The sequence below is a fragment of the Actinacidiphila alni genome (genome assembly GCF_900112845.1).
GTDB classification, from domain to species: Bacteria; Actinomycetota; Actinomycetes; order Streptomycetales; family Streptomycetaceae; genus Actinacidiphila; species Actinacidiphila alni.
The window spans coordinates 1-16,603 of sequence record NZ_FONG01000008.1; the positions used below are offsets into that span (position 1 = coordinate 1).

The 16,603-nt window shown below is 71.9% G+C and carries 13 protein-coding genes and 1 rRNA gene; 2 read left to right on the top strand and 12 right to left on the bottom strand.

What is annotated here, in order from left to right; genetic code table 11:
* The 9 genes from BM076_RS14870 to BM076_RS14910 all read right to left on the bottom strand — a co-directional run.
* Positions 1–123 (bottom strand): 16S ribosomal RNA (locus BM076_RS14870); the annotation flags it as partial.
* 440 nt (positions 124–563) lie between these two features.
* A complete protein-coding gene (locus tag BM076_RS14875) occupies positions 564–1,178 on the bottom strand; it encodes a hypothetical protein (protein WP_093714015.1) in 615 nt (204 codons plus the stop codon).
* Positions 1,179–1,271: 93 nt separating this feature from the next.
* Positions 1,272–2,723, bottom strand: coding sequence for an adenosylhomocysteinase (gene ahcY / locus BM076_RS14880; RefSeq protein ID WP_093714016.1), 1,452 nt, complete (start codon positions 2,721–2,723; stop codon positions 1,272–1,274).
* A gap of 236 nt (positions 2,724–2,959) precedes the next feature.
* Positions 2,960–3,919: a cation diffusion facilitator family transporter gene (locus tag BM076_RS14885; RefSeq protein ID WP_093714017.1), complete on the bottom strand. Its 960-nt coding sequence runs from the start codon at positions 3,917–3,919 to the stop codon at positions 2,960–2,962.
* 96 nt (positions 3,920–4,015) lie between these two features.
* Complete coding sequence (gene manA / locus BM076_RS14890; protein ID WP_093714018.1) at positions 4,016–5,215, bottom strand: mannose-6-phosphate isomerase, class I; 1,200 nt, start codon at positions 5,213–5,215, stop codon at positions 4,016–4,018.
* 4 nt (positions 5,216–5,219) lie between these two features.
* Positions 5,220–6,356: an SIS domain-containing protein gene (locus tag BM076_RS14895; protein ID WP_093714019.1), complete on the bottom strand. Its 1,137-nt coding sequence runs from the start codon at positions 6,354–6,356 to the stop codon at positions 5,220–5,222.
* Between the two features lie 58 nt (positions 6,357–6,414).
* Positions 6,415–6,594, bottom strand: coding sequence for a Trm112 family protein (locus BM076_RS14900; RefSeq protein WP_093714020.1), 180 nt, complete (start codon positions 6,592–6,594; stop codon positions 6,415–6,417).
* A 245-nt stretch (positions 6,595–6,839) separates the two neighbouring features.
* Entirely contained in the window at positions 6,840–8,198 is a 1,359-nt protein-coding gene (locus BM076_RS14905; protein WP_093714021.1) for a phosphomannomutase/phosphoglucomutase, read from the bottom strand.
* A 149-nt stretch (positions 8,199–8,347) separates the two neighbouring features.
* Positions 8,348–8,791: a DUF3499 domain-containing protein gene (locus tag BM076_RS14910; protein WP_093714022.1), complete on the bottom strand. Its 444-nt coding sequence runs from the start codon at positions 8,789–8,791 to the stop codon at positions 8,348–8,350.
* A gap of 216 nt (positions 8,792–9,007) precedes the next feature.
* Here BM076_RS14910 and BM076_RS14915 point away from each other — a divergent pair, with 216 nt between their 5' ends.
* The gene (locus BM076_RS14915) at positions 9,008–9,451 is read left to right on the top strand and encodes a metallopeptidase family protein (RefSeq protein ID WP_093714023.1); all 444 of its coding nucleotides are present in this window, start codon (positions 9,008–9,010) and stop codon (positions 9,449–9,451) included.
* Between the two features lie 92 nt (positions 9,452–9,543).
* On the opposite strand, the gene BM076_RS14920 is transcribed toward BM076_RS14915, so the two are convergent.
* The 3 genes from BM076_RS14920 to BM076_RS14930 all read right to left on the bottom strand — a co-directional run bounded on the left by BM076_RS14920 (position 9,544) and on the right by BM076_RS14930 (position 15,386).
* Entirely contained in the window at positions 9,544–11,013 is a 1,470-nt protein-coding gene (locus BM076_RS14920) for a DUF5719 family protein (RefSeq protein ID WP_093714024.1), read from the bottom strand.
* Positions 11,010–14,879, bottom strand: a complete 3,870-nt coding sequence (locus BM076_RS14925; protein WP_093714025.1) for a glycosyltransferase family 2 protein — start codon at positions 14,877–14,879, stop codon at positions 11,010–11,012. The genes BM076_RS14920 and BM076_RS14925 overlap by 4 nt, the downstream gene beginning before the upstream one ends.
* Before the next feature lie 243 nt (positions 14,880–15,122).
* Positions 15,123–15,386 carry a WhiB family transcriptional regulator gene (locus BM076_RS14930; protein WP_031519519.1) on the bottom strand — a complete coding sequence of 88 codons (264 nt, stop codon included), beginning with the start codon at positions 15,384–15,386 and terminating at the stop codon, positions 15,123–15,125.
* A gap of 634 nt (positions 15,387–16,020) precedes the next feature.
* Here BM076_RS14930 and BM076_RS14935 point away from each other — a divergent pair.
* Positions 16,021–16,593: a cysteine dioxygenase gene (locus tag BM076_RS14935; RefSeq protein ID WP_093714026.1), complete on the top strand. Its 573-nt coding sequence runs from the start codon at positions 16,021–16,023 to the stop codon at positions 16,591–16,593.
* Positions 16,594–16,603: the final 10 nt, after the last annotated feature.

Below are 16,603 nucleotides of genomic sequence, written 5' to 3' on the forward strand. Positions count from 1 at the left end.
GATTGCCCACGTGTTACTCACCCGTTCGCCACTAATCCCCACCGAAATGGTTCATCGTTCGACTTGCATGTGTTAAGCACGCCGCCAGCGTTCGTCCTGAGCCAGGATCAAACTCTCCGTGAATGCTTACTCGCATCACAGGAAGAGCGGCACCACGAGGAGGAATAATCCCCGGGTGCACAGCGTCCTCGCTGTTGTGTTACTTCAAAGGAACCTCGTCCCGATACAAACGAGACGGGGTATCAACATATCTGGCGTTGACTTTTGGCACGCTGTTGAGTTCTCAAGGAACGGAAGCTTCCATCGGAACCGTTTCACCGGCCCCTCCGGGCTTTCCCTTCGTGTCTCCGACTTTAGCAGACATTCACCGGTCGGAATTACCACTCGCGTTTCGGGGACACGGATGCCCCACCTGAGATTTCTCTCGGCTTGGGCGGTGTGTGTCTTCGTCGCGCGAAGCGATAGGGATCGTACTGGTCGCCAGCGGACTCTGTCCAGCTCGTGACAACCGTTCTAGCCTACCTCCCCGCCAACCCCGAGTCAACGCTTCGCTGGCAGTAATTTCAGGTGAAGGTGGACGGCGGGGTCTCCAGGTCCTCCAGCTCGATACCGGGGGCCGCGAGGACCACGTCGCCGGCGATATGGATGTCGTACCGGTCGCCCGTCGCGAGGTCATCGACCCGGTAGTTATCCACAGGCAGCGATCCGCTGTCCGTCGAGTGTGCTGTCCTGGTGATCAACGACCAGGACTGGTCGACGGACAGGGGCGCGAGCACGGGGGGCCGGAATGAGACGAGACGGACGCGGGTGGCGGGACCGCCGGGTTCGAGGCGGAGCAGTCGCGCGGTGGCGATCAGGAACGCGGGCGAGGCACCGGTGAAGGCATGGGCCGCGGCGTTCCCCTCCTGGGCGTGTTCGCCCGTGGGGTCGGTGCGGACCCAGGTGACGCCGTCGAGTGCCGCCGCGCGTACCTGCCAGGCGGACGCGTGGAGTTCGAGGCGGATGGGTCGGCCCAGTTGGTCGAGGGTGAGGTCGACGGAGCCAGCGTGATCGCCGCCGGGGGCGGTGGTCTGTGCCGTGTAGCGCCAGCCGGAGGGGCCGGTGGCGCAGTGGAAGTGTTCTGCACCGAGGGGGGTGTGGTCGTGTGTGTCGTGGAACGAGTAACGGCCGCGGGGCATGGTGGGTCTCAGGTCTTTCGGTGCGCCGGTGACGGGCGAGGCCCCCGTCCCGGACGGGGAACGGGGGCCTGCGCGCGGTGGTACAGCGGTGGGTCAGTAGCGGTAGTGGTCGGGCTTGTAGGGGCCTTCGACCTGCACGCCGATGTAGGCGGCCTGCTCCGGGCGGAGCGTGGTGAGCTTGACGCCCAGCGCGTCCAGATGGAGGCGGGCGACCTTCTCGTCCAGGTGCTTGGGCAGCACGTAGACGCCGGTCGGGTACTCCTCGGGCTTGGTGAACAGCTCGATCTGGGCCAGCGTCTGGTCCGCGAAGGAGTTGGACATCACGAAGGAGGGGTGACCGGTGGCGTTGCCCAGGTTGAGCAGCCGGCCCTCGGACAGCACGATCAGGGTCTTGCCGTCGGGGAAGGTCCAGGTGTGGACCTGCGGCTTGACCTCGTCCTTGACGATGCCGGGGATCTTCGCGAGGCCGGCCATGTCGATCTCGTTGTCGAAGTGGCCGATGTTCCCGACGATGGCCTGGTGCTTCATCTTGGCCATGTCGGAGGCCATGATGATGTCCTTGTTGCCCGTCGTGGTGACGAAGATGTCGGCGATGCCGATGACGTCGTCCAGGGTGGTGACCTGGTAGCCGTCCATCGCCGCCTGGAGCGCGCAGATCGGGTCGATCTCGGTGATGACGACGCGGGCGCCCTGGCCGCGCAGCGATTCGGCGCAGCCCTTGCCGACGTCGCCGTAGCCGCAGACGACGGCGACCTTGCCGCCGATGAGGACGTCGGTGGCGCGGTTGATGCCGTCGATCAGGGAGTGGCGGCAGCCGTACTTGTTGTCGAACTTCGACTTGGTGACCGCGTCGTTGACGTTGATCGCCGGGAAGAGCAGCGAGCCGTCCTGCTGCATCTCGTAGAGGCGGTGGACGCCGGTGGTGGTCTCCTCGGTGACGCCGCGGATCTCGGACGAGAGCTGCGTCCACTTCTGCGGGTTCTCGCCGAGGGTGCGATTGAGGAGTCGCAGGATGTGGCCGTACTCCTCGCTGTCCGCGGTGGCCGGGTCCGGCGCGGCGCCTGCCTTCTCGAACTCGACGCCCTTGTGCACCAGGAGCGTGGCGTCGCCGCCGTCGTCCAGGATCATGTTGGGGCCGCCGGTGGGGGTGTTGGGCCAGGTCAGGGCCTGCTCCGTGCACCACCAGTACTCTTCGAGCGTCTCGCCCTTCCAGGCGAAGACGGGGATGCCCTGCGGGTTGTCCGCGGTGCCCTCGGGGCCGACGGCGATGGCCGCGGCGGCGTGGTCCTGGGTGGAGAAGATGTTGCAGGACGCCCAGCGGACCTGCGCGCCCAGCGCGACGAGGGTCTCGATCAGGACGGCGGTCTGCACGGTCATGTGCAGCGAGCCGGTGATCCGCGCGCCGGCCAGCGGCTGCGCGGCGGCGTACTCCGCGCGGATCGACATCAGGCCGGGCATCTCGTGCTCGGCGAGGGTGATCTCCTTGCGGCCGAAGTCGGCCAGGGAGAGGTCCGCGACCTTGAAGTCGGTGGCGGTGGTGGTCATATGAGGTGCTCCTCGGTGCTGCGGTCGAGGCGGACGTGGATACGGCGCGGCCACGGGGCGTGTGCGGGTGTGCCATGGAGCGGGCACACTCGTCCCCTTGCGGCAGCGCAATCCGTCGGAGGCCCTCTCTCCCTCGGCCGGGCATCACGAGATGACCCGCCCGACCGCCATCAGCAGCGACGTCTGGCTACGTCCAAGCTACACCGGTCGCGCGGTCCGCCCCAGTGCCCTTCCGGTCACCGGCCGCCGGGCGTCTGATCCGGGTCGGGGCCCGCGGCGGCGGCCTGCTCGCTGTAGATGTCGGGTTCCAGGTAGATGACCCGGGCGAAGGGTTCCGCGGCGCGGATGCGTTCCTCGGCGGCGTCGATGGCGCGGGCGACCTCGGTGGCGGTGTCGTCGTGCTGGACGGCGATCTTCGCGGCGACGAGGAGTTCTTCGGGGCCGAGGTGCAGGGTGCGCATGTGGATGATGCCGGTGACGGTGTCGCCGTCCACGACGGCGGCGCGGATCCGTTCCAGGGACTCGGGGTTGGCGCCTTCGCCGATCAGCAGCGACTTGGTCTCGGCGGCGAGGACCAGGGCGATGGTGACCAGGAGGAGGCCGATGCAGAGGGTGCCGATGCCGTCCCAGACGCCGTCGTCGGTGGCGAGGGCGAGGCCGACGCCGGCCAGTGCGAGGGCGAGACCGATGAGGGCGCCGAAGTCCTCCAGCAGGACGACGGGGAGTTCGGGCGCCTTGGCGCGGCGGATGAACTCGGTCCAGGGCAGCTTGCCGCGGGTGTGGTTGGACTCCTTGACGGCGGTACGGAAGGAGGTGCCCTCGGCGATGATCGCGAAGACCAGGACGCCGACCGGCCAGTACCAGTGCTCGATCTCGTGCGGGTGGCGGATCTTCTCGTAGCCCTCGTAGAGGGCGAACATGCCGCCGAGCGAGAACAGAACGATGGAGACGAGGAAGGCGTAGACGTAGCGTTCCCTGCCGTAGCCGAACGGGTGCTCGTCATTGGCGGCGCGTTTGGCCTTCTTGCCGCCGATCAGCAGCAGCGCCTGGTTGCCGGAGTCGGCCACCGAGTGCACGCCTTCGGCGAGCATCGAGGACGAGCCGCTGAACGCGAAGGCCACGAACTTGGCTGCGGCGATGGCGAGGTTGGCGCTCAGCGCCGCGATGATCGCCCGGGTTCCGCCTGACGCGCTCATACGTGCTGGAGTCCCTTCCGTCGGCCCGGGGCCTGTGCCGTGTCGTACCGGGCGCTGCGGACGGACATTCTTGCAGCACGCCCGGGATCCGGTGCGTCAGGCCGCCACGGTGGCGCGGAAGACGGTGCCTTCGCCGGTCAGCGTGGTGCGTTCGCCCGCCGGGACGTACGCGGACTCGCCGCGTTCCAGGGTGAGCGTGTCACCGTCGTCGGCGCGCAGTTCGGCCCGGCCCGCGGTGCACAGCAGGATCTGCGGGGTGCGGGGGTCGAGGGCGCGGGCGGTCGCGTCGGGGGCCAGGACGTAGCGGGAGAGGCGGAATTCGTCGATGGGTGCGGCGTACAGCTCCTCGCCGTCCGATCCGGCCTCGGGGCGCAGCACGCCGGGGTCGCCGGATTCGAAGCGGACGATGCGCAGCAGTTCGGGGACGTCGATGTGTTTGGGGGTGAGGCCGCAGCGCAGCACATTGTCGGAGTTGGCCATGATCTCGACACCGAGGCCGTCGAGGTAGGCGTGCGGGACGCCGGCGCCGAGGTAGAGGGCCTCGCCGGGCTGCAGGCGTACGTAGTTGAGCAGCATCGCGGCGATGATGCCGCGGTCGCCGGGGAAGCTGTGGGCGGCCTTGGCGTAGGCGGCGTAGTCGGCGGCGTACGGGCTGTCGGTGGCGGCGAGGCGGGCGGCGGCCTCCGACGCGGCGGTGACGGTCGCGGCGGTCGCCTCGGGCTCGGCGCTGAGGACGGCGGCGAGCACTTCGCGCAGCGCCTTGTCCTCGGGGTGGGCGCGCAGGATGTCGGCGTAGGGCGCGAGGGCGCCGACGCCGAGGCCGTCGATCAGGTCGGCGGCGTCGGCGGGCCGGCGGAAGCCGCACAGGCCGTCGAACGGGGAGAGCGCCACCAGCATCTCGGGCTTGTGGTTGGCGTCCTTGTAATTGCGCGCCGGGTCGTCGATCGGGATGCCGCGGGCCTCTTCGTCGGCGAATCCGGCCTTGGCCTGGGCGAGGTCGGGGTGGACCTGCACGGACAGCGGGGCGCCGGCGGCGAGCACCTTGAGCAGGAAGGGCAGTCGGGGGCCGAACCGCTTGACGGCGGCCTCGCCGAGTTCCGCGGCGGGGTCGGCGTCGATCACCGCGTCGAGCGCGACGGGGCCCTGGCCGCGGTCGATCCGGGAGGGCGCGCCGGGGTGGGCGCCCATCCACAGTTCGGCCTGGGGTTCGCCGGTCGGCGCCGTGCCGAGCAGTTCGGGGATGGCGGTGGTGGATCCCCAGGCGTAGGGGCGGATCGTGTTGGTGAGGCGGTTCATGCGGTCATGCTCTCTCAGCCGAGGCGACGGTCAGGTAGACGGAGGCGAAATCCGCGAGGGCGATCAGTTCGGCGGCGGTGTCGAGCGGGCTGCCGGTGGCCGCGGCGATCTCGCTGAGCGGGGTGTCGTGGGCGTATGCCTGTTCGCGGGCCGCGGGGGTCGCGGGTCCGGGCCGGTCGGCGTCCTCCTGGAGGAGCACGATGCGCAGCCGCAGATTCTCGGGTTCTTCGACGCGGTCGCGGAAGAAGTCCTCGGGGTCGGCGGCCAGGGCGGACGCGCTGGCCTGGAGGGGCCCGTGCGCGGTGAGCGCGGCGGGCAGTTCCGCGGTGAGCGCGGGCAGTCCCGCGCGGATGCCGAGGACGGTCGCGAAACGGCGGGCGGCGCTCGCGGAGATCCGGCCGTGGCTCCACAACAGCGGGAGGGCGTCGGCCAGTTCGGCCGCGAGGGTCTTGGCCGGGTTGGTGTACGTGGCGATCGCGGGGCCGCAGCGGGCGGCGACCTCGTCCAGCCGGTCGGCGACGCCGTGCAGCGCCTCGGTGGGGGCGGCGAACAGGCCGATGCGGTCGGCGAGGGCGAGCAGCGGGGTGAGCAGCGCCCAGAAGGCGCCGGCGTCGTTGGCGGGGTCCTCGTCGGCCGGGTCGGCGCCGTTGCCGAAGGGCGCGGCGAAGGGCAGGGCCATGCCGCGTACCTGTTCGACGGCTTCGGCGAGCGGTGCCTTGGCCGGGGTGACGGCGGCGGCGGTGCAGCCGCGGCGGTAGGCCTGTTCGACGAGGTCGGTCAGGCCCTGTTCGCTGCCCTGCGGGGTGATCAGGAGGAGCAGGTCGAGCGGTCCTGCCCAGCCGGGCAGCGTCCACTGGGACTGCTGCGGGGTGGGGCCGGTGGGCGGCAGCACCTCGACGGGGCAGCTCTGGGAGCCAAGGGCGACCAGCAGGTCGGCGACCGCGGCGGCGTCGGGGCCGCTGGCTGCCAGCAGGACCGTCCGGGGGCGGCCGTCGGGGCGCAGCGCGGTGACCCCGGCCTCCTCGGCCAGGCGCACGGCGGTGCGGACCCGGGCTCCGGCGGCGGCGACGCGCAGCAGCAGTCCGCGGCCGTCCGCGCGGGCCAGCGCTTCCGGGTCCTCGAGCAGCGACTCGTCGAACAACGCGACCTCCCGGTCGGGTGTGGCGGGGCCTGTCCCGGTGGGGCGGGCCGGTGGCTGGTCAGCGGGGGCGGCGGGCCTCGTCGACGAGGAGGACGGGGATCTCGTCGCGTACGGGGTATGCCAGGCCGCAGGTCTCGGAGGTGCAGACCAGCTCGCTCGCGTCGGCGTCCTCACGCAGCGGGGCGTGGCAGGCCGGGCAGGCGAGGATCTCCAGGAGGCTGGGTTCGACGAGCGGCATGGCGGGCTCCTCCGTGCTGAATGCTGCCTGGGTGGTGCGGGCTGCGGGGTGCCGCCGCGCGCGGTACTGCGGTCGGGCCGGTGGTCGGCCCCGTGCCGCGGGCGGTACGGACCGGGGCGGGTCCGACGGCTCCCGCCGCGTATGACCTCAGCCTATCGCCGTGCGGCACACGGCGAGCGCGGCCTGTGGACAACCCCGGTCGCCCCGGCTGCCCCGGCCGCACCGGCAATTCCGCGGCCGCGGTCTCACGCCCGGACGATCGCCAGCACCCGGTCCCGGATCCGGGCGACACCCGCCGCGTCCCGCGCCTCGACGTTCAGCCGCAGCAGCGGCTCGGTGTTGGAGGCGCGCAGGTTGAACCACCAGTCGGCGGCGGTGACGGTGAGGCCGTCCAGTTCGTCGAAGGTGACGCCTTCCTGCCCGGTGAAGGCGGCCCGGACGGCGGCCGTGCTGGCGGCCTGGTCGGCGACGGTGCTGTTGATCTCGCCGGATGCCGCGTAACGGTCGTAGGCGCCGACGAGGGCCGACAGCGGCCCGTCCTGGCCGCCGAGGGCGGCGAGCAGGTGGAGGGCGGCGAGCATGCCGGTGTCGGCGTTCCAGAAGTCGCGGAAGTAGTAGTGCGCGGAGTGCTCGCCGCCGAAGACCGCGCCGGATTCGGCCATCTCCTGCTTGATGAAGGAGTGCCCGACCCGGGTCCGTACCGGGACGCCGCCGTGTTCCCTGACGACCTCGGGCACCGACCAGGAGGTGATCAGATTGTGGATGATCGTGGCACCGGGGTGCTTGGCCAGCTCCCGGGCGGCGACCAGTGCGGTCACCGCGGACGGCGACACGGGTTCGCCGTGCTCGTCGACGGCGAAGCAGCGGTCGGCGTCGCCGTCGAAGGCGAGGCCGATGTCGGCGCCGGTCTCGCGGACGCGCGCCTGGAGGTCGACCAGATTCTTCGGGTCGAGCGGATTGGCCTCGTGGTTGGGGAAGGTGCCGTCCAGTTCGAAGTACATCGGCACGAGGTCGACGGGCAGGCCGGCCAGGACGGTGGGCACGGTGTGGCCGCCCATGCCGTTGCCGGCGTCCACGACGACCTTCAGCGGCCGGATGTCCGACAGGTCGACGAGCGAGCGCAGGTGCGCCGCGTAGGCGTCGAGGACGTCGCGCCGCACCAGGGTGCCGGTTTCCGCCGCGCCGGCGGGGACGCCGGTCTCCGACCACTTCTCGGCGAGCGCGCGGATGTCGGCGAGGCCGGTGTCCTGGCCGATCGGGGCGGCGCCCGCGCGGCACATCTTGATGCCGTTGTAGCGCGCCGGGTTGTGGCTGGCGGTGAACATGGCGCCGGGCAGCTCCAGGTGGCCGCTGGCGAAGTACAGCTCGTCGGTGGAGCACAGGCCGATCTCGGTGACGTCCGCGCCCCGGGAGGCGGCGCCGCGCGCGAAGGCGGCGGACAGGCCGGGCGAGGAGGGCCGCATGTCGTGTCCGACGACGATCGCGGTGGCGTCGGTGACCGTGGCGAAGGCGGCGCCGAAGATCTCGGCGAGCGGCTCGTCCCACTGGTCGGGTACGACTCCGCGTACGTCGTAGGCCTTGACGAGCTGCAACAAATCGGCCACTGCACACCTCTGGTGACGTCTGGTGAAGGGTCGGACGGCGCCGGAGGCCGGCGCGGTGGAATTTCCACCACAACCTACCCCGATGGGGTGAGCGGAGGTTTTCACGCGGCCGGGACGGCGCGCGGGGTGCGGAGCGGTCTTGCGCGCGCCTACTGCTCGGGCGAGCGGAGCACCCGCAGGTGGCCGCGGCGGGCGACTTCGAGCGGATCGATGTCGCGGGCTCCGGGACCCTGCTGCTGGTGGTCCTGGGGGCGGGCGGCCTCGCGCACCGCGTTGGCGAGCGCTTCGAGGTCGTCGCCGCTGGGCCGTACCGGGCCGGTGTCCGTCGCGAGGCGGACGACTTCCCAGCCGCGGGGTGCGGTCAGCCGCTCGGAGTGCTCGGAGCACAGGTCGTAGCAGTGCGGCTCTGCGTAGGTGGCGAGCGGTCCGAGGACGGCGGTGGAGTCCGCGTAGACGTACGTCAGTGTCGCGACGGCGGGACGGCCGCATGCGGTGCGCGAACAGCGACGTACAAGGCTCACGACGTTGGACGGTACCGCACTCTTGAGCGGGCCGCGACGACTCTCCGCCGGGTCACCCGGTCGTGTCGTCATGTGCCGATGGGATCGCACCTGGTCGGGCCCGCGGCGCTGACCTGCGTGGACCGAGTCGGCATAAGGCGTGGGCCGCGGCGGTACGAAAGAAGTACGGCGGAAGGTGACGCCCGCGACAGTCGCTCCCTGGCGCATATGCGTCTGATCTATGGCCAGATGCTGACTGCGTGGTGTCCACCATGTGCGCACTCACGGGGAGGACTAGGCTCGTCGCTGATGGAAAGCTCGGCACCTCCCCCTTCGACCCCCCGTCCGCGTCACCGCGACCGCCACGGGCGCGGTATGCGCGGGCCCATCGCGCCCCCGCAGGTGCCGCTCGCGGTCAGCCGCGCCGACGCCTTCGACGACCTGGTGCGTGATGCCGCCGACCGGCTGGAGCGGCGCTGGCCGCAGCTCTCGGACGTCGAATTCGCCGTCCAGGAGGTGCCCTGGCCGCAGGACACGGCCGCGACGGACGACGACGCGGTGCCGCTGGGCAAGCTGATCGGCGCCGCCAAGGACCGGCCGAGCCGCATCGTGGTCTACCGGCGGCCGGTGGAGATCCGCGCCAAGAGCCGCGACGAACGGGCACTGCTGGTGCACGAGATCGTCGTGGAGCAGGTCGCGGAACTGCTCGGCCTGTCCCCGGAGAACGTCGACCCGAAATACGGCGAGGACTGATCCGCCACCCGTTCTGAACACGCTCGAAACGGGTGGCGGACAGTGTGCGGGACGCAGCCCTGCGGCGCGGGCGCCCGGTGGTTGGCCCGCGACTAGTGGTTGAGGATGCCGAGGTCCGGGCGCGCCACGGGCACCGCGACCATGCCGTGGTCGTCCGACATCGGCTGGATGGTGAACATCGGCACCCCGTCCAGCGGCACCGCCAGCGTCCGGGAGGCGTAGACGGGCCCGCCGGAGACGGTCTCGACGGTCACCGCGAAGGTGCCCTTGCCGGATTCGGGCAGCGGCGGCGGTACGGCGACGGTGGTGCCCGCCTTGACGCTGATCGTCTTCAACACCGGTGAACCGCCGGTGGAACCGGCCGACGAGGTGATCTTGACGCTGGCGTCCTTGCCGACGGCGACCAGCGACAAGGTGGAGCCCTTGGTGCGGTTGTCGGCGACGGTGGAGCGGGCGCCGACCTCGGGGACCGCGGGCACGAAGGCCATCTCCTGTTTGCTGCCCTTGCCCCGGGTGACGATCACGCCCGCCACCACGGGAACGGCCGCGTGCACCTTGCTGGAGCCGATCAGCAGCGACCCGGCCTCGCCCTTGGTGAGGTCCTTGAGATCCGCCGAACTGGTCATGCCGCTCTTGACGTGCATCGTCTCGTGTCCGGCCGGGGTGATCAGACCGGTCGGCGTCGCCAGTTGCAGCGTCAGGTCGGCGTCGTCGGAGCCGGCCGCGTAGACCACCAGGCGCACATCGGAGGCGTCGGCGGGGATGCCGGGCAGTACCAGGCTGGTGGCGGGTTCCGCCGCCGGGGGCAGCCAGTCGCTGCCGAGCTTCTTGTCGACGGCCTGGACGGCCGCGCCCACCCGGCCGCTGCGGGCCACCACGTGCACGGTGAGGTCCTGCACCTTGTCGGCGACGAGCGTGGACAGCAGCACGGGGACGGCCGTCTTGCCCGCCACAGTGATGCCGTCGCCCGTGGACGCCTTCAGCAGGCCGTCCTTGCCGTACAGCTCGACGTCCACGACCGCCGGGGTGTCGTCGGGGTTGACCAGGTGCAGGTAGTCCTGCCGGTCGGCGCCCGTGCTGGCACCGGCGAACCAGAATTCGCTGTCCGGTGCGGCGCAGGAGGTGCCGAGCATGCCGCGGCCGTCCCCGGTGTCCACCACGGTGGTCTGCTGGACGGTCCAGCCGGGGGCCAGCGGCCCGTCGGCCGTGCCGATGAGCGCGGGCGCGTCCGGCTTGTCCGTGGTGCTGGTGGCGGGCTTCCCGGCCGCCGTCAGCGGCTTGAGGGCCTTGCCCTTGGGTGTGGCCGGCACCAATTGCGCGCTGCCCGAGCCGCCGGCGCCGCCGGACGCCCCCTGCGGGGTGAACGAGGTGTACGTGGTCTTCGCGAATTCCGATCCGGACGGTGCCGGGCACAGCAGATTGCTGCGCTGCACCGGGAGCCTGGCCGCCGACGCGACCGGGGCGGTGTCGTGGTCGTCGCCGCCGCCGGTCACCACGGCGGCACCGGTCAGTACGGCCAGGGCGGCGACGGCGCCCGCCAGGGAGATCGTGCTGCGGTTCACTGCTGGTCGCTCCCGTCGCGGCGCTGGTCACCTTCGGCGTAGTACGGGGCCGCCGGGTCGCCGTACGCGGCCGGGTCGTAGGGCGGCTGCGCGCCGTACTGCTGCTGGTCGTAGCCGGACTCGTCGTGGCCGCCCGAGGCGTACGGGTCGTATCCGGGGGGCGGCGGGACCGGGAAGCCGTACTGGTCGGTGTAGCCGCCCTGCTGCTGCTCGTACGCGCCCGTGTCGGCCGCATATTGGTCGGCGCCGACCGCGTACTGCTCGTTTTCCGGCGCATATTGCTGCTGACCGTCCCACTGCTGCGGGTCGCCGCCGGTGCCGTAGCCGTTGTCCTGCGGCGGGTAGCCGTAGAACTGCTGCTGCTCGCCGGTGTCCGGCACGGGGACGGCGTACGGGTCGTAGCCGCCCTCTGCCGGGTCGTACGCCGTCTGCTGCGGGCTGTCGGCGTCCGGGGCGCCGTCCGGGCCCCGGTCGGGCCGCTGGGCGGCGAAGGCGGCCTGTGCGGGCTCCTGGGTGCCGGTCCGCTCGCCGCTCGCGTCCGCGTCCATGTCCTCGGCGGCGGCCTCGGCCTCCGCCGCGGCCTGGAGGCGGCGGGCGCGGCGGCCTTCACCACTGCCCTGCGCGGGAATACGGGCGGCACCTTCCGTCTCGGCCTCCGGCAGGTCGTCGTCGATCTCGCGGCGGCGGCCCGGCAGGGCCAGCACGATCACCAGGAGCAGCAGCAGAGCCTGCGCGCCCAGCCAGAAGGTGTGGGTGAACGGCTCCTCATAGGTGACGTCCAGCCGGCCGCCGGTGGCGGGCAGTTCGAAGCCCTGCGCCCAGCCGTCGACCGTGGTCCTGGGCAGCGCGGAGCCGTCCAGGGTGGCGTGCCAGCCGGCGGCGGCGGAGTCCGCCAGCCGCAGTACGCGGCCGTCGGGGCCCGCGGGGATCTTGGTGTGCGCCTCGACCTTGCCCGCGGCGACCGCGAGGGGCTGGGCGTTCTTGCTGGTGATCGTCACCCTGGAGACGGGCGCGTTGACCCGCCACAATTCGCTGCCGTCGGCCTGGCTGAGCCGGGACAGGCCCGGGGTGCTGTCCAGGACGTGGGCCACAGAGCGGGGCGCGTCCTTCTGCGCCAGGACGTAGCGGACGGCGTATCCGGCAAGGCGGCTGCCCTGGTCCGCGCCGGAACCCGCCACCAGGTTGGCGACGACGGTGTCCAGGTCGGTGTCGCGGGACGCCTCGGCGGCCAGTTCGGCGTCGCCGATCCGCGCGCCGGAGCCGCGTACCAGGGCGTAGGAGATACGGCCCTCGGTGCCGTTGAGCACCAGGGTGCGGGGCTGGTCGCGGGAGGTGCTCTCCTCGGCGACGAAGGCGGGCACCTGCTGCGGGTCGTGGCGCTTGATCGGCCCGTTGGCGCCGTCGGCGACCCAGGTGAAGGCGGCCAGCAGCGGCGCGGCGACCGCGGCCAGCGCGATCAGGCCCGCCACGGGCTGCCGCCAGCCGAATCCGCTGGCGGCGATCCGCTCGTTGGCGCCTTCCGCGCCGATCGCGGCGGCGGTCAGCAGGGCGAGACCGTAGACGAGCGTGGCGGGGCCCGCCCAGTCCTTGCCGTTCTCGACGACGGCGAAGAGCAGTCCGGTCGCGGCGGCGGCCCAGGCGGCGACGATCGCGGTACGGCGGGTGTCGCGCATCAGGGCGGCGAGCGCCGCGAGCACGACGCCGATCAGCAGGAAGGCGGCGCCCGCCTTGGGGCCGCCCGGGCTGAGCAGCAGCAGATCGGTGGCGGACGCGCTCTTGGTGCCGTACGGCAGTCCCGCCTGGTGCAGCAGGCGGCCGGGGTGCGACAGCAGCGTCAGCGACCAGGGGGCCAGCAGCACGATGGGGGTGATCAGCAGGGCCGCGAAGCGCAGCAGGTGCGGCACCAGGAGCTGCTGCTGGCCGCGTACCAGCCGCCAGCCGACGGTGACGGCCGCCAGGACGAGCGCGATCGGCCAGGTGACCGGGGTGAAGGCGGTGGTGAAGGTGAGCATCAGCGCCAGCGCCCAGGTGGAGCGCCAGCCGGGCCTGGCGCCGCGTTCCACGGCGCCGTCGGTGAGCTGGAGCCCGGCGGCGCCGACGGCGGCGCGCGCCATCAGCGGCAGCAGGATCGCCAGAACGGCGGTACCCAGGCGGCCGGTGGCCAGCGCGCCGGTCGCGGCGGGCAGGAAGGCGTACGCGACCGACGCCCAGGCGCGCAGCAGGCGCGATTCGACCAGCGGCCGGGACGCGAAGTAGGCGGTGATTCCGGCCAGCGGCACCGAGGCCACTAGCAGCAGGGTGAGGGTGAGTCCCGTGGAGCCGAACAGCACGGTCGCGAAGAGCGCGAGGACCGCAATGTACGGCGGCGCGGACTGGGTACCGCCGGTGCCCAGGGCGTGCCAGGAACCGGCGTAGGTGCCCCACAGGTCGGACGCGCCGGGGTCGGCGGGCAGCAGGGCGCCGCCGAAGAGCGCTCCGCCGCCGAGCAGCGAGCGGCAGGCGGCGAGCGAGACGACCAGCAGGACGGCGAAGAGCACCGGCCCCGGCTTGCGGGCCAGCCGCTTGAGCCGCGCGAATTGCTCGACTTCCAGGAAGTCGCCGTCCTCGTCGCCGGGACCGGACTCGACGGCGCCGCCGTGCCGCCCTGCGGCGGCCGACGCGGCGTCGGCGCGGCCCGCGACATTGCTGACGACCTGGTCGACGGTGGCGCGTACGGTCGCGCCGGGCGGCGGGAACAGCGGGCGCAGCTCGGACGGCGGTACGGCGCCGCGGCCTCTGCGGCGCCGGGCGGCGAGCACCCTGCCGGGGCGCAGCAGGACGCCGAGCAGGCCGACGATCTCGTCGACGGCCTGGCCGGGCACCTTGCCGACGAGGTAGGCCAGGGTGCGCAGCAGGGTGCCGAGCACGATCCGCAGCATCACGTAGGGCAGCAGCGGGCCGCGGGTGTTGGCCAGCAGCGTGTAGACGGCGCCGGCCTTGTCGACGCGGTGCGGGTTGACCGCGGAGCGGCCCGCGCAGTCCACCGGGCGGCGCTCGCGGGAGGCGGCCTCGGCGTGCCACATGACGGCGTCCGGGGCGACCAGCACGGTGTGGCCCGCGGCCTGCGCGCGCCAGCAGAAGTCGACGTCGTCACGCATCAGGGGCAGCCTGCGGTCGAAGCCGCCCAGTTCCTCCCACACGTCGCGGCGTACCAGCATGCCCGCCGAGGACACCGACAGCACCTGGCGGACCTGGTCGTGCTGGCCCTGGTCCTGTTCGCGGCGCTCCAGCGCGGTCCAGCGGCGCCCGCTGCGGGCGATGCTGACGCCGACCTCCAGGAGTTGCCTGCGGTCGAACCAGCTGCGCAGCTTGGGTCCGATGATCGTGGCGGACGGCGAGGCGTCGGCGGTGCGCAGCAGCGCGGCCAGCGCCCCCGGGTCGGGCTCGCAGTCGTCGTGCAGCAGCCACAGCCACTGCACGGGGGCGCCGTGCGGCTGCTCCGGCTCGTCGTACGCGTCGTCGTTCCAGGTCCGGTTGACCGGGTCCCAGCCGCTGCGGCGCCCGAGGTACGGAAGCTGCTCGGCGGACAGCGGTGCGGCGGCCCTGGCGGCCTCCTCGACCGCGGCGCCGAAGCCCGTACGACGGGCCAGGTGCAGCACGCGCTGGTCGCCGAGCGAATCGGCGAGCAGCCGGGCGGAGTCGTCCGCGCTGCCGGTGTCGGCGGCGATCACCTCCTGGACCGGACGGTCCTGGGAGAGCAGGCCGGCGAGCGCTTTGGGCAGCCAGCGCGCGCCGTCGTGCGCGACCAGCACGGCGGTGACGACGTGGCGCGGGAACTCAGGGGTGCCGGCCGGGAAGAAGGCCGGTGCTGGGCTGTTCACGGACATCGAGGTTCGGGCCCCGGTTCGCTGGACTGCGGCTGACGCGTCGGCCCACTGGGGGCGGGGAGCGTCTCGGACGGGCCCCCACACTAACGGCTTACGCCGCCGGCTCCGTCCGGGTGTGAGAACAACAGCAGCCCGCCTCCCGTGCCGGTGGGCGCGGGAAGCGGGCTGTCGTCCGGGAAAAACGGTGCGGTGCGCGGCCGGTCCCGGGGGCCGCCCGGGGCCGGGCCGCGGCGGGGTGCGCGGTCAGACGACGCCCTTCTTCAGGCGGCGGCGCTCGCGCTCGGACAGGCCGCCCCAGATGCCGAACCGCTCGTCGTTGGCGAGGGCGTACTCCAGGCAGTCGGAACGGACTTCACAGGCGAGGCAGACTTTCTTCGCCTCACGTGTGGAACCGCCCTTTTCCGGGAAGAAGGACTCAGGGTCGGTCTGCGCACACAGCGCGCGCTCCTGCCAGCCGAGTTCCTCGTCGGCCTCTTCGGCCAGCAGCAACTGGAACTGCTCGGTCATGCGCGCCCCTCGTCTGTCGTGCTTCCCCGTGATGTTGCCGTCACCATGAGCGGCCTAACGACACGAGTGAAATTACAAGTGTGCCGATCCGGGCCAGTCAAGCCGAGATCTGCTATTGGGCCCGTTATTCACTCCGCTGAACCAAGAGGTGACAGAAAGTGTTGATATCGGCCTAAAATCCGGTACCCGTCAACCATGGTCCAGTCAGTCCACCGCTCACACCTCGTCAGACGCCTTGGCAACGCGCCGCGTTCCGCCATTCGGGTGAAGCGTTGTGGATCACATTCCGATCACAGAAGCACAACAGCACAACGTGCTCTTCATGCGGTTGCCGCACCACATATCCGCACACTTCTGCGCACAAACCTTTCACCAATCACTTCTGCCGGATCAGGTGAAAGATTCGCGACATTCCGGACATTGGGTTGACAAGCGGTGCGCGGGACCGGTGTCCTTGTGCACATGCCTGCTGAGCACCACGCGCCCTACCGGACTCGCCGTCGCGAGTCCCGCTGCGTCGCGCTCGCACAGAGCTGTTGTCGTTCCTGTCGTTGCCGCTGAGTCCCCTGTCCAGGACCTGATCACGGACCTGGCACCGCCTCGCCACTCGCGCATCACCAAGGAACACACCTTCATGTACAGCGATGTCTCGATCGCCGGTGACCCGCTCGCCCTGCCCCACCTGCTCCCCCCGGTGCCGCAACACCCCGGCACCGTCGCGGAGTTCGCCGGACTCGCCCGCTCCATCGCCGCCGACCGCGAGCGCTGGGCCCCCCAGGTGCGCTACGACGCCACCACCCGCTGGTACGCACGCCTGCGCACCGGCCCCGGCTACGAGGTGTGGCTGCTGAGCTGGCTGCCCGGCCAGAGCAGCGGTCTGCACGACCACGGTCCCTCCTCCGGTGTCCTCACCGTCCTCCAGGGTTCGCTGCGCGAGCGCAGCCGGAGCGGTGCCGGGGGCGGTACCGGTGTGGGAGTCGGCACCGGTGTGGGGGTCGGCACCGGTGGCGAGATCAGCCGGACCCTGGCCGAGGGCGCCCAGCGCGCCTTCGCCCCCGGCTACGTCCACGAGGTCGTCAACGACGCACTGGAACCCGCGGTGAGCCTGCACGTCTACTTCCCCGGTCTCACCGAAATGACCCCGCACGCCTGCACGTCCGCCGCCCCGCGGTCCGCCGTCTCCTCCCGGGCCGCCGCGACGGGCTGACAGACTGTGA